Annotated in this window: 11 protein-coding genes; 2 read left to right on the top strand and 9 right to left on the bottom strand. The window is 47.5% G+C overall.

Annotation, left to right across the window (positions count from 1 at the left end; translation table 11 throughout):
• Positions 1-70 precede the first annotated feature (70 nt).
• Together NG795_RS21135 and cpcD/petH are read right to left on the bottom strand one after the other, a co-directional pair.
• Complete coding sequence (locus tag NG795_RS21135; protein ID WP_367290618.1) at positions 71-835, bottom strand: Uma2 family endonuclease; 765 nt, start codon at positions 833-835, stop codon at positions 71-73.
• Positions 836-1,040: 205 nt separating this feature from the next.
• Positions 1,041-2,261 (bottom strand): bifunctional rod-capping linker CpcD/ferredoxin--NADP reductase PetH, encoded by a 1,221-nt coding sequence (gene cpcD/petH, locus NG795_RS21130; protein ID WP_367290617.1) that lies wholly within the window; start codon positions 2,259-2,261, stop codon positions 1,041-1,043.
• A 668-nt stretch (positions 2,262-2,929) separates the two neighbouring features.
• On the opposite strand from cpcD/petH, the gene NG795_RS21125 reads away from it, so the two are divergent.
• Positions 2,930-3,934, top strand: a complete 1,005-nt coding sequence (locus NG795_RS21125; RefSeq protein WP_367290616.1) for a phosphoribulokinase — start codon at positions 2,930-2,932, stop codon at positions 3,932-3,934.
• Positions 3,935-4,095: 161 nt separating this feature from the next.
• Here NG795_RS21125 and NG795_RS21120 read toward each other — a convergent pair whose 3' ends face one another.
• A complete protein-coding gene (locus NG795_RS21120) occupies positions 4,096-4,770 on the bottom strand; it encodes a class I SAM-dependent methyltransferase (protein WP_367290615.1) in 675 nt (224 codons plus the stop codon).
• 97 nt (positions 4,771-4,867) lie between these two features.
• Between NG795_RS21120 and NG795_RS21115 the strand changes: the two genes are divergently transcribed.
• Positions 4,868-5,062: a hypothetical protein gene (locus NG795_RS21115; protein ID WP_367290614.1), complete on the top strand. Its 195-nt coding sequence runs from the start codon at positions 4,868-4,870 to the stop codon at positions 5,060-5,062.
• Positions 5,063-5,136: 74 nt separating this feature from the next.
• Here NG795_RS21115 and NG795_RS21110 read toward each other — a convergent pair whose 3' ends face one another.
• The 6 genes from NG795_RS21110 to gvpA all read right to left on the bottom strand — a co-directional run bounded on the left by NG795_RS21110 (position 5,137) and on the right by gvpA (position 14,456).
• Complete coding sequence (locus NG795_RS21110) at positions 5,137-7,014, bottom strand: AAA family ATPase (protein WP_367290613.1); 1,878 nt, start codon at positions 7,012-7,014, stop codon at positions 5,137-5,139.
• 501 nt (positions 7,015-7,515) lie between these two features.
• Positions 7,516-9,417 carry an ArsA family ATPase gene (locus NG795_RS21105; protein WP_367290612.1) on the bottom strand — a complete coding sequence of 634 codons (1,902 nt, stop codon included), beginning with the start codon at positions 9,415-9,417 and terminating at the stop codon, positions 7,516-7,518.
• Between the two features lie 74 nt (positions 9,418-9,491).
• Positions 9,492-12,494, bottom strand: coding sequence for a LamG domain-containing protein (locus tag NG795_RS21100; RefSeq protein ID WP_367290611.1), 3,003 nt, complete (start codon positions 12,492-12,494; stop codon positions 9,492-9,494).
• Positions 12,495-12,713: 219 nt separating this feature from the next.
• The gene (gene gvpN, locus NG795_RS21095) at positions 12,714-13,652 is read right to left on the bottom strand and encodes a gas vesicle protein GvpN (protein WP_367290610.1); all 939 of its coding nucleotides are present in this window, start codon (positions 13,650-13,652) and stop codon (positions 12,714-12,716) included.
• 30 nt (positions 13,653-13,682) lie between these two features.
• Positions 13,683-14,051: a hypothetical protein gene (locus NG795_RS21090; protein ID WP_367290609.1), complete on the bottom strand. Its 369-nt coding sequence runs from the start codon at positions 14,049-14,051 to the stop codon at positions 13,683-13,685.
• 186 nt (positions 14,052-14,237) lie between these two features.
• Entirely contained in the window at positions 14,238-14,456 is a 219-nt protein-coding gene (gene gvpA, locus NG795_RS21085) for a gas vesicle structural protein GvpA (protein ID WP_254567340.1), read from the bottom strand.
• Positions 14,457-15,502 lie beyond the last annotated feature (1,046 nt).

Raw genomic sequence — 15,502 nt, 5'->3', positions numbered from 1 at the left:
TCATGTCCTCCATCGGTTCTCTGTTCTTAATTATGCCAGTGTTGCTGCTGTACTTTTAATCTAACTCCCATTAAACTGCATCTGGATCTATCCCCATTTCTCGCAAGCGTTGGGCAAGGCGATCGGCCCGTTGACGTTCCTCTTCAGCCCGTTGACGTTCCTCTTGAACCCGTTGACGTTCCTCTTGAACCCGTTGTTCTAGCTGTGTTCGTTCAGCTTGTTCTTCGCGGATTAAATCGGTCACCAGCGGAGGAGAAAAGACGCGATTTACAGGTAAAATCAAGTCCGGAAACTGCACCGAATGAATATCCTGTCCTGGCAAAAATTCTAAATCTTCGTACCCATTATCATTGTTCGAGTTAAAACAAACTTGGATTTTCGACTTATTCGGATCGATAATCCAATATTCGGGAATATTTACCATCGCATATTCGGCGCGCTTGAGAATATAATCTTCCCGCCAATTATCGCTCGTGACTTCTACAACCATCACAGGTTTTTCTTCAAAATCTAAGACGCCTGCACATTTTCTCGTACAAACTCGGTCCCAAAGTTCCGCAGAACAGATGACCACATCGGGAATTCGCGAGGTATTGTCTTCGGTTCGGACTCCAGTCAACCCCGTCGTCACTAACGGTAAATCGTGAGTGACAAAATAACGCTGAAATTGGGCGGTTAAAAAATGGCAAATTCGGGTGTGCAATCCGGGCGGTATTGGCATTTCAAGCAGTTTCCCCCGGTATAACTCACAGATAACATCGGGTTTTCCCTGATAGTACAAATATTCTTCAAAAGTCAATGTCGGGGTAGAAATATCAGTTTGTAGTTGTGTCATATCCCGGTTCCCCATCAATATATTATTCCTATTATAACGCCAATTTCATCAGCCGTTTGTCATAATCTCCCCCATCCACCCATCCATCCACCAAGGACAAATTACAAATGACAAATGACCCCCAAACAAGAAGGGGAGGCCCATAACAGACCTCCCCCTCATGCAGAGATGAAGTTGGAACTAAGCTGCGATCGCCCAGTAAACCTTAGTAGGTTTCAACGTGCCAGCGATGTTCTTTTTTGAGTTGTTTTTGATAATCAAACCAGTCCACCCCTTGTTTAGAGGTAACCGCAGACATCCCTTCATCAATGCCGCCTTCCATACCTTTCAAACCGCAAATGTAGGTATGAGCATTCGGTTTTTGCAGTAGGTTCCAGATTTCTTCGGCGTTTTCTGCAATCCGGTCTTGGATGTACATCTTACCACCTTGAGCATTCTCTTGTTCCCGGCTGATGGCGTAGGTCAAGCGGAAGTTATCTGGGAACTCAGCTTGTAACTTTTCTAGTTCTTCTTTGTACAGAATGTTGGCACTGTAGGGAATACCGAAGAACAACCAAGCCAAACCTTTGAACTTGTAGTCTTCATGTTGTTCCTTGAACATCCGCCATAGGAAAGCCCGGAAGGGAGCAATTCCGGTCCCGGTTGCCATCATGATGACAGTGGCTTCTTCATCGTCAGGGAGCAACATTTCTTTCCCAACTGGACCCGTGATGGCGACATCATCTCCGGGCTTCAAATGGCACAGGAAAGAGGAGCAAACACCCTTAACGGTTTCGTTAGTTTCTGGATGCTTATAAACTAATTCACGGACGCACAGAGAGACGGTTTTATCATCTTCATGGTCGCCATGACGAGTCGAAGCGATCGAGTACAAACGCAGTTTATGAGGTTTGCCTTTTTGGTCTTCTCCCGGAGGAATAATCCCAATACTTTGACCTTCTAAATAGCGCAGATCGCCAGCGGAAAGGTCGAAGGTCAAGTGTTGAACGATCCCACTCCCGCCTTCTTGGACCAGGGGTTCATTGCTGAGACACTTACCAATATAGGGATCTTTGGGCTTGTAGATATTAACAGGAATATCGTCGGTTTTTGCCTTTTTCGCCTTGGTTTCAGTCATTGGCTTGCTGGGTTGAGCTTCCTTATGGGTCTGCTCTTGACTGACGCTGGGAGTCGTGTGACCATTGCTCGTTCCTTCTTCGCCCAGAGGACGAATGCTGACAATTTGTCCCCCCATCCGCGTGATCCGACGCATTTCTTGGTTCATGCGGTTGTACGGTACCGTAATAAAGGTACTGCCACTGCGACGAATTGGGTTAGTGGTCGAATCACTCTCGTCAGTTTGGCGCAGACCCACTACTTCATATACGAAAAAGCGGTTACCAGATTCTGTATTCACTGTAACGCCTGCTGCGCTGGGATTGTACATAATGTTAATGGCTCCAAATCAAACAACTGTTTTTCGGCAAGGGGTTGAGAGGTTTCGGAGGCTGACTCTGAAAGCCAGTTGCAGATCCTAGAAATCTGCGATCGCCCTCTCTCCTCCCGTTGTCCGGTCATGATTATCCCTTGATCCTGCTGATGAAGGAATCTTTAAAAAGACTATTACTAGATTACAGCCCGATGTCCCCGTACTGACCTTGTGCCGAAGAAAGCAAGGTTTCAGGCTGGTTTTTCGAGCCGATTTTGCCCGGAAAGACTGTACCGATGCCCGACTCAGGAGGTCCCGTGGCGGGAACTGAACTCCGAATCAGGGGAGGTCCGCCCTGCTGACGGGATCACCCCCCGGCCCCAAGCCCCTGAATGACCCCCCCTCCGAACTCAGGGACCTCAACAGCGGAATGCCCCTATTCTGAACTCCGGGGCATCCCCTCGCGATCGCCCAGGCAAAAAAACTTTTGACAATTCGCAAAAGTCATGCGATATAAGGCTTATGATTGATTCTGATCCCCGATCGCACCGGGTTCCCGGCCAGGAGGATTGACTCAATTGAGTAAAGTTACACGCTGTATGTCAAGATAGAATCAATTTTATTGTCTTTTAATACGCAATAAACCGTAGCATAGGTACAAAGAGCAAGATCGATAGAGGGAATCTATGACCAGTAAGCCGGAAAGCGTGGTTCTAATTGGTGTTGCCGGAGACTCCGGATGCGGCAAATCGACATTCCTGCACCGACTAAAAGACCTATTTGGAGAAGAACTGATGACGGTCATCTGCTTGGATGACTATCACAGTTTAGACCGCAAACAGCGGAAAGAGCATGGGGTCACAGCGCTTGACCCAAGAGCGAATAACTTTGACTTGATGTATGAACAAGTCAAAGCGCTAAAGAACGGTCAGGCGGTTGACAAGCCCATCTATAACCACGAAACTGGCATGATCGATCCACCTGAACGGGTGGAACCGAATCACATTATCGTGATTGAGGGGCTGCATCCCATTTATGATGAGCGGGTTCGCGCCCTGCTCGATTTCAGCGTCTACCTCGATATCAGTGATGAGGTGAAGATTGCCTGGAAAATTCAACGGGATATGGCAGAACGCGGCCACCGTTATGAAGATGTTTTAGCATCCATTAACTCCCGTCGTCCTGACTTTAGCGCCTATATTGAACCGCAAAAAGCTCATGCTGATGTGGTCATCCGGGTGTTACCGACGAACTTAATCCCCGATGACAAAGAACGGAAGGTTCTGCGGGTGCAGATGATCCAACGGTACGGGGTGCATGATATGGATCCGGTGTATCTGTTTGATGAGGGTTCCACGATTAATTGGACCCCTTGTGGACGTAAACTCACCTGTTCCTACCCAGGGATCAAAATGGCCTACGGACCGGATGCCTTTGAAGGTCATGAAGTCTCGATTTTGGAAGTAGACGGTCAGTTCGAGAATTTAGAGGAGATGATCTATATCGAAAGTCACCTCAGTAACACCTCTACTAAGTTTTACGGGGAATTGACCGAACTGTTGCTTCAGCACCCCACCTATCCGGGTTCTAACAATGGTACAGGTTTGTTCCAAGTGCTCACGGGTCTGAAGATGCGCGCCGCTTACGAGCGCTTAACTTCCAAGGAAGCCAAAATAGCAGCGAAGGTGTAAGAGTTGCTAGTTTGAAATTCCAGCCCATCACTCGACGCGAGATGCTAATCCTAGCTTCTCGCGTTTTTTTGTAGGGTTAGTATGGCGGCAGTAAGCGCCGAAATCCGTGGAGAATCACCCCGTCCTAGGAGATCGGTATCATATTGGTTAAATGCGACTCATTACGATCGCCGATATTCCACCCGCAGTTGTTTAATCGTATTATCCCCGTCCCAAAATTCGTGACGCTGGATTTCTGCTAATCCCCATTGCGAAAATTCGCCGAGGTCCCGGTCAGAAAGGGGCCAGGGCGGACCATCGGGTTGGCTGTCGTTGTCGCGATGGCGGGTAATAATCAACAAGGTTCCGCCTGGGGCCACTAAAGCGGCGATCGCCTCGATGACTTGCGATCGCACCTCAAGGGGTAACGCTTGAATATTCCGACTGTCTTCCACTAAATCAAACTGACCCTGCCATGCTGGGTCTAAGTTAAAGAAGTCCCCAACGCAGTAATTCACCGCAGAATCGGGAAATCGTTCACGACACCAGGCGATCGCCGTGGGGGAAATATCAAAAGCGGTCACCTCAAATCCTCGGGCGGCTAAGGTTTCGGCATCATCGCCTAATCCACATCCCGTCACCAGTGCAGAACGACCCTCTGGGGTTATGGGGCGATCATTTAACCAACTTTCCAGGACCGGATGGGGGGATAATTTTGCCCAAGGCACTTGTCCCGCATCCCCTTTGGCTTCGGCATATAAAATATCAAACCATGCCGAAGGGTTTGATTGGTCTAGGGATTGATGCGCTAATTTCTGGACTTTTTCCCGTAGGGTCTGAGGTTGTTGTTCAAACATGAAACTGGTTTTTTCAAAGTGAATTGAGGAGGCACCGTAAGGCAACTCCAAAGAGCGGTACTTTAAGTTTATTATCCCTTAAGGGAGGATGGGGGAGATGTTCGTAGTAACGACTTTAGTCGTTACCGCGTTACTTGGCATCCGCCAAGTAACGCTCCCATGTCCGGATCCTCCAGTTTCCAAACAGGTGCTTAAGCCCCTGATGGTGAGTGTCACCGCTTCAGGTAGGAAACGACAGCAAGTCGTTACTACGAACTTAGGAAACGACAGCAAGTCGTTACTACGAACTTAAGAAACGACTGAAGTCATTACTACGAACATTCCCCATCCTCGGTATTTCCCAAGGACAAATGACAAATGACCTCACTAAGCCGATCGCTGTTGGTTCAAGGCATCGTAAGCGTAGGTAAAATCTTCACTGGTAATCCGAATTTGCGCCGGATCGCTCATGCCGATCGCCCGATAGCGGCGGATGGCTTCGACTGCGGCGCGATCGCCTAATAAGGCCAAATCTGCTCCATTCCAACCTTCGGTAACCGTTGCCCAGTGGGACAAATCTACCTCGGATAAGGGACGTTCCTGATTGTGGACTTGCAAAATTCCTAAACGACTGTCTCCATCCGGTAAATCCACCATCAGTTGTAAGTCGAAGCGTCCCGCCCGCAGGAGGGCCGAATCCATTGCCTCGGGACGATTTGTCGCCCCAATGACTAGGATATCGGACCCGGTTGCCAAGCCGTCTAGTTCTACGAGTAATTGTCCAACGACGCGATCGCTCACCCCTGAATCCCCGGTATGCTGTCCTCGGGCAGGGGCTAAGGTATCGATTTCATCAATAAACACCACACAGGGCGCTGCTTGGCGGGCTTTGGTAAATAATTCGCGAACCGCTTGTTCACTCGCCCCCACCCATTTACTAAGTAATTCCGGTCCATTGATGCAGATAAAATTGGCTTTCGCTTGGGAGGCGACGGCTTTGGCTAACAGGGTTTTGCCCGTTCCTGGAGGACCCCAGAGCAAAATTCCTTTGGGCGATCGGGCTTTGGTTTGTAAATACAATTCCCGATTAATCAGCGCCCCTTCTACTGCCTCTCGCAGGGTCTGTTTAATGCTCTCCAATCCGCCAATTTCATCCCATGAAACATGAGGAGATTGCACTTCCACGGACCGCAAAACTGCGGGTTTCACCGCTTTGAGGGCTTCTAAAAAATCCCCCTGCTGTACCGTCATCGTCTCCGGAATCTCTGCCTCAATGGAAGGCACTTGACGACGCAGGGCAGTATAGGCGGCTTTTTGACAAACTGCTTTCAAATCTGCCCCTACAAATCCGGTGGCTAATTCGGCAATTTCCCCTAACTGCACCGTGTTATCTAAAGGCATTGCGCCGGTGAGAATTTCTAATATTTCCAACCGTCCGGCGCAGTCGGGGACTCGAAACTGCACTTCGCGATCGAACCGTCCCGGGCGACGTAAGGCAGGATCTAAGGCATCCGGTCGATTTGTGGCGGCTAATACAATCACCCCTTGAGTTTGAGCAAATCCATCCATTAACCCCAACAATTGGGCTACCAGGCGTTTTTCTACTTCTCCCTCAACTTGAGAGCGATCGGGCGCTAAACTGTCAATTTCATCAATAAAAATAATACAAGGCGCACTGTTCACCGCTTGGTCAAAAATTGCCCGCAGTTTTTGCTCCGCTTCGCCGTAATATTTACTAATCACTTCTGGCCCAACTAAATCAATATAGTTGACGCCCAATTCTGAGGCTAAAGCACGAGCAGTCAGGGTTTTTCCCGTTCCCGGAGGTCCAACTAACAATACCCCTCGGGTCGGTTCTAGTCCAATTTTTGCTAATAAATCAGGACGTTTTAAAGGCATCCCAATCAGTTCTTTTAGTTCGGTTAAAACTTCTCGAAGTCCGCCAATATCTTTCATCGAAGAACCCGATTTTGGGGGCTTCGACACCCCGGGAGTGGGGGAAGTAAAATTTGACCCGCCACCCTTGGAACGAGGACCCGTAGAACGCGGACCTGGTGGTGTACGGAAAGGACTGGCATCTACAGAAACCCCACCCGTGGAGACTCCGACATTCCCAGTCCGGGGAATCGCGCCAGTACGGGGTATGCTACTAATCGGACGAGTACGGAACTGCATATCTGCCTTGAGTTCTCCAGCTTCTATTTTCTCTTCCAAGGTTTTCGCGAGTTCTAATAACTGCTCAAACCCTTTAAATAAATCATTCATAAATAGCTCTCCCTCATAATTAACAGTTCCGTTTTTGACCCCATTAATTTGGGTCCAAAATGCAGTAGTTCACTGCAATTGGCTCTACCCTAAGATATAGAAAAAGCCCCGGATTTGTTTAAGGGAGGTTACTTTCAATCTAACAATTTATCCCTTAAATAGTCTTCCTCCAAAGGCTGATTTTATAGGGCATGGATCCCTATATCCCAAGGTGTAGAGTGGTTTAGACTAAATCTTAGCATTTTTGGAAACCCCCTCCCCACTGAGCCGAAGAAATAGGTTGGACCAACCTCTATACAAACGCTTAAACCCTTAAGGCGGAGCTATCCCGTAGGGAATCGCCACCTCACGGGAGACCCCACCCTAACCTGGACCAAGAATCAGGGGAGGGGACCGGAAATAAAACCCTACTCTATACACCTCCCCCTCGTATCATGGCTCTGCCGTGATACGCCCTCTCAGCGGCTTAAGCGCCTATTCCCCTCCCCCAACTAATCCAGATTAAAACAACAAATCAGCAGCCCCTTGAATCCTCTCTAAAGCCGACACCGAACGCGGCAAAACCGGCAAATGAATCACCGTTTGTGCTGGAAATAATCGCGCATCAATTTCACCCCCCGGGCGATACCGATTATGAACCACATACCGTTGAGGCACTTCCATCTTTGCCAATGACTCTGTTAATCGCACCTGTTCGGACAGAATCGCCGCTTGTGCTTGTACTACCCCAATAAATTCTGTATAGTCAGCATCTTTTAACTGCTTTTGTGCTTTCACCACTTGTTGCCGCAACGTCCGCAATCGTCCCATAAATTCCACTCTGCCTAACACATTTTGGTATTGAATCCACAATTTAAATATCCATGCCAACCAATCGGATAAAGCCGCAGGCATTTCTAAAAACCGCAATAAATGACCCGTGGGTGCTGTATCTAAAATAATTAAATCTTGTTCATGTCGATTTAATAAATCAAACACTTCAATCAAGGATAACATTTCATCAATTCCTGGTAAAGCTTGGGCAACCAGCATCCGCCATGCTTCCGGAGTATAGGCAATTTTGATGCTTCCAGGATTCGGCCCTTCTCCACTCATCATTTCCGCTAATTCCCAGAGATAGTTATCGCGAAATTGTTCCAAAATCACCTCAGCATCAATTTCTTGCCCACTTAAATTTTCCGTGATTGGCATCGGTTCATGTCCCAAATCTTGACCGAAAGCATCTCCTAAAGAATGGGCAGGATCAATGGAAATCACTCTAATTTTTTTATCCGGATAGCGCTGCGCCAATCCCCACCCTAATGCAGCGGCAACGGTGGTTTTTCCCACACCTCCTTTCCCACCCACTAAAATTAATTGACGACCTTTTGCGATAAAATCCGGGAAGCTGGGGGCTACTTTTTCCGGCCATTCCACGATCGCCTCGGGACCTAATTCCACCTGTTCTAGGGCTTGCAGTTGAGGAATCAGGGCATCTAGGGCCTTTGCTCCCAGGGGTTCGGTAGCTTGTTGCGGGAGGATGAAAACCGGGTGATTCCCGGGGAGGTGGAGGAATTTTTCAAGTAAGTGTTGTTGTTCACTATAACGGTCTAAATCCGGTTCTGGATTGAGGGCAATTTGGTTAATGAATAAACCCTGACAAGGAATTAATAATTCTTCCAAACTGGTGATAAACCGTCCGGTTTCCAACAAACTCATGGGTTCGGCGATCGCCACCACTAAGCAAGCGGTAAAACTTTCATCTTGCAGCAATGCTCTCCCTTCATTTAAGTCAGATTTCAAGTCAACTAAAAACTTATCGATTTCATCGGGTGTATAGGTTCCTCTAAAAGTTTTAGACATCGCCCGATGTTTTTCTTGGAACAGTTCCAAGGAATTTAAGACCACATCTAAAAAATCTTTGATGCCTAATAAATTTAAAGTATGACCGGAAGGGGCCATATCCACCACAATTCTATCTACAACTTTCTCCGTGAGCAATCGTTGAATTTCCAGCAATCCCATGATTTCATCTAATCCGGGCCAGTCTAAATCCCACACTGGAGTTAAATCTTCTCCCTCAACAAAGCTGCCCCGTTCTACTAATAATTCTAAGAATTTGCCATATTTTGCTTTAAATTCCCCTAAGAGTTCTTTGGCATCGAGCGATCGCACTTGTAAATTAGGCAAGTCCGGTAATGCTGTAGCGGCAGTGGTTACGGGAAGTTGCAACACATCCCCTAAAGAATGAGCGGGATCGGTGGAGATTAATAAGATAGAGTCTTGGGGAAATAATTTAGCCCAATTTCGGGCAAAAGCACAAGCAAGGGTGGTTTTTCCCACCCCGCCTTTACCACTAAATAAAGCAAGGTGAAGGGAGTTGTACTGGGTAATCGAAGTAAAATTTTTATCGGTTATATTCATAGAGATTTCTACCATTCCGGTTTATGAATCTGCATCTGATTATCCCATTATTCAGGCATCACCGATCGCCTAATTTACACAATCGGTATTTCCATCAGTTCCCATTTCGCCCCCAGAATCCGTCCGCGATCGCCTACCCAGTCTCCACTCCCTTCATTCAAGGGATAATAGGCGATTAATCCCGGTTCATCCCCTTGCAAGCGATGGGTGAAATCGCTCTGAATTTCCGCCTCGGTTCGCGCCACCCGCCAGAGTCTCACTTCGGCAATTTGACCGGCAAAAAAGCTATCTCGGTTTCCAAAAACCTGGGATTTCCCTAAGCAATAGTCTCCCGGGGTCTGCTGTAATCGTTCCGGGGTCCGTTGGGTGGCAACCCATTCGCCATTGCGGTAAAAGTGAGAAAGACTTCCTGCTTTCACCCAAGTGATATGAACCCATTGATTGCCGGTTTCAAAGAAGTTGAGCAAAACATTGCTATCAAGCGTTTTCTCCCCTAACCCTCGGGTTTGATACTGCAAGGCGCGATCGCCAGGACACAAGCAGAGTCCCAATTGCTCCCCCTCTTCCCCCTGCTTACTGAGAATCCCTTGCCACCGTTCATCATCCAAGGTTGCCGGTTTGACCCACAGGGACAGGGTAAAAGTGCGATCTATTTCTCCCAGTTCGGGAAGGATGACGGCATCATCCTCTCCATCAAACGTGAGTACCGAGGACACAAAGTGGGGGAGGGGGAATTCTGGTTCCGGCAGGGCGATCGCCACTTCTTCAATCTGCCATGTCGCACCGCGAATTTTGCCCGGATTGGTTTGATTGGCAATATCCTGAACCCGCGTCCCCTGCCCTTCATTTAACGGCCAATAATGCCGCAATCCAGGCTCCTCTCCCGTGACACCCTGCTGCAAATTCTGCTTAATTTGTTCCTCGCTGAGTGCGACATTCCAGATTTGAATATCCGCCATTTGCCCCCGAAAGTGCGCCACGGAATTCCCGATTCCCAACTTGCCAAACCAATAGGTTGTATTATCAGTATAGAACCGTTCTGGTGCAGATTGGGTGGCAAATAACGTCCCATTGCGATAAAATCGATACTCTGTTCCCGCTTTCACCCAGGTCAAATGCACCCACTCTCCTTCGCACCCAGAAAAAAAGTTCAACAAGGGTGCCGCATGACAAATGTTTGGAGAAGACGGATCCGAGGTATGATAGTATAACGTTTGTTGGTACTCAATCCCCCACAGTTCCGGTTTAAAGGCGGAGGGCCACCAGCGTTTTCCCATGATGCCATAGGGGGTTGGACTTGCAGTGTCCGGTTGCAACCATAGGGAAATGGTAAAGGTGGTATCATTCTCGAAGGGGTCTTCGACTTCGATATAGTTTGTTTCTCCGGCAAAGCATAAGACGGGCCTAAATCCCTCGTTTGGGGAAATTTCACTGCTTCTAGGGGGGTTACCTTGTCCCCAGGTGGCCCCGATGATTTTCCCCCAGTTAGCGCATTTTGCTCCATCGGAGGCGATCGCGCCATTGCCATCATTGAACCCCCAGTAATGGCACAATCCCGGTTCCTCTCCGGTTAAAGGACGGTGCAAATCATGACGAATCTCGGCGGCAGTTCGGGCAACTTTCCAGACTCTCACATCTCGAATTGCCCCCGCAAACCCATTCTCTCCCATCCCAATCAACGCCTGAGAGTGATGCCGATAGAAGGCCGACGGTGCAGGTTGGATGGCATATAACTCGCCGTTGCGATAAAAGCGATATTCGGTTCCCACTTTCACCCAGGCAATCTGTACCCAGCGATCGGCACTTTCAAAAAATCCCTCAAGGGTATCATGATATCGACAAGTTCCTGCCGCATCAAAGGAATCGTAATACAATCCTCCTTTCGGGGCAATTCCCAGTTGCAGGGGAGGTAAATGCTCTCCAGAATCATTGCTGAACAACCCACACCAACCCTGGTCCAACAATGCCGGTTTAACCCACAGCGATAGGGTAAAAGTCTGATTATTTTTAAAGGGCGTTTTAATTTCTACACTGCTATTCATTCCATTGAACATTAAAGCAGACTGTAAGGATTTTGCGTCAGGAACAGTTTCCGGTTCCGGTCCTCCCAGAGTTGGAGACATTTCCAATATTTCTCGCGGTTCTTCTATCTCTTCCTCCCCAATCATGAAGGGAGTTTCTTCGATTAAAATATCCGGTTCTGGTTCGGAGGGAGTTTCTTCTAATAAAACCTCCGGTTCCGGTTCAGTTATCTCCTCATCCCAGATTTCTTCTTCCCCAATCACGGAGGGAGTTTCTTCTAATAAAACCTCCGGTTCCGGTTCAGTTATCTCCTCATCCCAGATTTCTTCTTCCCTAATCACGGAGGGAGTTTCTTCTAATAAAACCTCCGGTTCGGGGTGGGTTTCGGAAGCAATTGGGTAAGGTTCTACCGGAGAGGAAACAATTGGGGGGGTTAGAGTTATTGGACCCTTGCCCATTAAATCCGGGTTTGCTAGAGTGGTAATATCCGCAAGACTTAACGGACGATTCCAGATTCTAATTTGTGCAATTCGTCCCTGAAAAAAACAAGGACTTGCCCCACTTTGTTCCGTGGCACCAGCCCCCACGCGCAGGGAATTGCGCTCATTTGGATGAAAGGGAATTCCAGAGCGTTGCGCTACTAAAGTGCCATCAATATAGAAGAAAACTGTTTGCGACGGTTCATCATAACTTGTCGCTAAATGCGTCCAGACCCCTTTTGCAGCTCTCGGTCCAGTCAGCATCACCCAAGGCGCGTCCGGTTGACCGCTACCCGTCCAAAATTGCCAATTTCCGGCGGGATTCACACAGAAAAGATAGCCCCGCCTTCCTTCTTGAGCAGAACTACAAACTGAGGTTAAAATGGCTCGATAGCCAATTCCTCCTTGATAGTCCACCCACAGTTCCACCGTAAACTGCCGGGGATTAAAATCTCCGGAATAGGGAATTTCAATCCAATCGCTAGTCCCATTAAACAAGGGGATATCTGGATAAGAATAGCCCAGGTCAACTTCTTTAGCGGTGGGTGGAACGGCAACGGATTTATTGAAAATCATCTTGGGGGATTCGTAGCTGCTAATTGAGCGATCGCATTCAGGTTAAATTCGACTTCCGATATTGTTCTGTGGGATATCGATACAGTTTTTTAGATCCAAAGAGCAAGAAACCGGGTTTCTGGCCTAAAGTTATTACTAATAGGCCAAAATATTGTCAAGAAACCCGGTTTCTAACCAACTCTGTATTTACAGCCCTAGAAAAGATAGAATTAGGCGAGTCTATCCTACTTTACCATGGGTTAAAACCTCAACCGTGGCGGAACGTTTCTCTGCCGCCATGACTTCTTTAAATAGTTGCCCGAGAATGGCAAGTCCTTCAGCATGAGGAATTTTAGCCCGAGAGAGCAAAATATCAGCACAAATTTCTCGAAAGTCGGCACTGCTGGGGACGACGGGAATATTATTTTGGTGACAGACTGTAGCCACAATTAAACAAGCGCGTAAACCCGAGGATTTTTCGTGGGTCGTACTCCGTTCTCGAAAGGTTTTGACCAAATGCACAATCATTGCCGCATCCCCTCGGGTTAATCCCGATTTTTGGACAACAATCTCTTGTTGAGTCAGTTCATCGGGTTCAGGAATATCTAAAGTAATCAACCGATCCATTAAGGCATCCTGAGTTTCATGGACTCCGCAATATTCCTCGGGATTGGAGGTAAAAATTACGCGAAACTGGGGATGCGCCCGAATATATTCCGGTTGTTGTGCACTGGTTGGCAGGACTAACAGTTTTTCTTCTAAAACTGATAGCAACACATTATTCACTTCGGGACGCGATCGATTAAATTCGTCATAAATGAGGGTAAATCCCTCGCGGCAGGCGGTGGTTAACCTTGCATCTGACCAGGATTGACGATATTCATCTTCGACTTTAATCACGTTGTGAATAAAGTTGTCTACTACTTTTTTGCGGTTGTATCCCCGTTGGTTGCCAATCAAGTCTGATGATTTGTATTCATCATCGCCAAACATTAAAACAATCGGACGTTCCAACAGATTAGCCAAATGAATGGCTAAAGTTGTTTTGCCGGTTCCAGCAGGACCGCGCAGGTGAACTGAAAATCCCGCATGGAGATAGCGCAAGGCGCGTTTTGTCAGACGATGAATGGCCGGTGTATCGACAAAATTCTGGGAAGTGGCTTGTAAAACTGTGGTCACAAATAACCTCTTTGCATCACGTCCGTTGAGTTAGCGCTTAGGGGAATTCAGGGAAACTCCAGTGGGTTTGGGACGGGGTTTAATTGGGGTAGGCGCTGTTCCCCAAACATACGCTTGCAGGTTGGTTACATAGGTACTCCGCTGCTGTTTTTCGGCAGTCCAGATTTGTTCCTGTTGCGATCGCGTTTCTTCTCGAAAAGCGGCAACATCGGCTTTTAAGTTGGCATAAAAGTCCTGCAACGCTTGGCTGACTTCCGCCGCCATTTCGACTCGATGGGCGGCGATTTCTTCTAATTTGATTTGAGTCTCATAGCGCTGTTCTAGGACCTGTTGTTGCCGAACTAGAATTTCCTGCTGACGTTGCACCCTAGCAGCGTTCCATTGTTCTCGCAAAGACACGACTTTTCCTCCGGGTATAATCTCAGCTAAATTATGGGCAAAATTTTCAAGACATGGCCGAGTCGGACTGTCCCTTTCCGGTCAATTTTCCATTTTTAATGTATGGGAAATACCTGCTGCTGCTTTTCTTCGCAGGCAGCAGGTTTAATGTCCGGTTACTGGCTATTTTCGATCCACTACAATGGATTAAGCCGCAGGGACAGCAGCTTGGGAAGTCAGCCCTACCGCTTCCGCATATTTCAGATAGGTTTCTACCGAGGCGATGACAATTCTTGCTTCGATCGCCAGCAGTTCGATTCCCACCAGGGATACCCGCACCCATAAATCGATCACGACGCCTTTATCTAAAATGCGATCGATGACTTCGGCTAGACTGGAAGATGAGTTGACTTTTTCAACTGCCATGATGATTGCTCCAGAGTGTAAATAAAGACTTGGACTTTCCCACCCCGTGATCCAGGTGGATTAATGACTTGATTGAGTCCATTTAACATAAAAATACTTGGTTTTTATGCCAGTGATGGTGCTCTCCCCCTCTTGCGGCCCCATTCAAGATGCCAGATTCAAAGGGAACCCTCCTACTGCGGTTTAACCCCTAAAATTAGATGAAAAACAGGGTCCGTTCGCCTTGATTTTATCTGTACAAGTCGAACTGAAACAACAGTCCCTCCCTTCCTTTTTTCGGTGTTTTGCCGTTTTGCTGAACTCCACCCCCTTCCAACTCATTACCCCCACCGATTTTAGGCTGATTTAGTCCAGAATTCCTCTGAGTTTTATCTTTCCGAATCACGGTGTTTTTCAAGGGCTCTGGTTCGAGGCGATCGCAAAATCGTCTCGTCCGTTTACCGCGAGTTCCACACCCTGATTCGATGGGGGATTTGTTGAGGAAATCTGCTTGTTGTTATCGTACCTCAGTCGGCCACCTCCATTATCAAGGAAATTACAAATTTAACAAAACTTTAAAGAGAGATTTTTAGGGGTCTGGGCGTCCGAAGGGGTCTAGGAATTCTCTCTAAGTCTTTTTCTCTATCCGAGGGTTTAGTTTTAAATCATGTTTGGGGAGTTTTGTCAAGAGAAGTGGGATGATAGCGTTGGGATTTTGAAAATGGCTGGATTCCTTACGGGGAAATGGGGGTAACGACTGAAGTCGATACTGCAAACCGGGGATTTTGCAATATTTCTTTAGGATTGTTCATAAAAATATATGAGCAGAGCAACGGAGTTCGATTTATAATAGTTAGACCTATGACCATTAGCAGTCAGGTAGAGGAAAGATTTAAGAAAAAAGAGCAAGGATGCAGCGGTTTAAAGGAAATTGGCGTGTTAGAATATCTAAATAAAGTGGGGTCACTTTAAACCGTAAAAAACTGAGGTTTAGGTGGGCGATCGCAGTTTAAACAGGGAAAAATAGCAGAGGATATTCATTCAGTCTGATTGTTCTCATCGATTGG

The organism is Laspinema palackyanum D2c, assembly GCF_025370875.1.
Taxonomy (GTDB): domain Bacteria; phylum Cyanobacteriota; class Cyanobacteriia; order Cyanobacteriales; family Laspinemataceae; genus Laspinema; species Laspinema palackyanum.
This window is presented reverse-complemented; position numbering and strand designations above follow the sequence as displayed.

Coding starts and splice junctions, on each gene's coding strand:
- NG795_RS21135 (WP_367290618.1), bottom strand. CDS start 835: ATGACACAACTACAAACTGATATTTCTACCCCGACATTGACTTTTGAA.
- cpcD/petH (WP_367290617.1), bottom strand. CDS start 2,261: ATGTACAATCCCAGCGCAGCAGGCGTTACAGTGAATACAGAATCTGGT.
- NG795_RS21125 (WP_367290616.1), top strand. CDS start 2,930: ATGACCAGTAAGCCGGAAAGCGTGGTTCTAATTGGTGTTGCCGGAGAC.
- NG795_RS21120 (WP_367290615.1), bottom strand. CDS start 4,770: ATGTTTGAACAACAACCTCAGACCCTACGGGAAAAAGTCCAGAAATTA.
- NG795_RS21115 (WP_367290614.1), top strand. CDS start 4,868: ATGTTCGTAGTAACGACTTTAGTCGTTACCGCGTTACTTGGCATCCGC.
- NG795_RS21110 (WP_367290613.1), bottom strand. CDS start 7,014: ATGAATGATTTATTTAAAGGGTTTGAGCAGTTATTAGAACTCGCGAAA.
- NG795_RS21105 (WP_367290612.1), bottom strand. CDS start 9,417: ATGAATATAACCGATAAAAATTTTACTTCGATTACCCAGTACAACTCC.
- NG795_RS21100 (WP_367290611.1), bottom strand. CDS start 12,494: ATGATTTTCAATAAATCCGTTGCCGTTCCACCCACCGCTAAAGAAGTT.
- gvpA (WP_254567340.1), bottom strand. CDS start 14,456: ATGGCAGTTGAAAAAGTCAACTCATCTTCCAGTCTAGCCGAAGTCATC.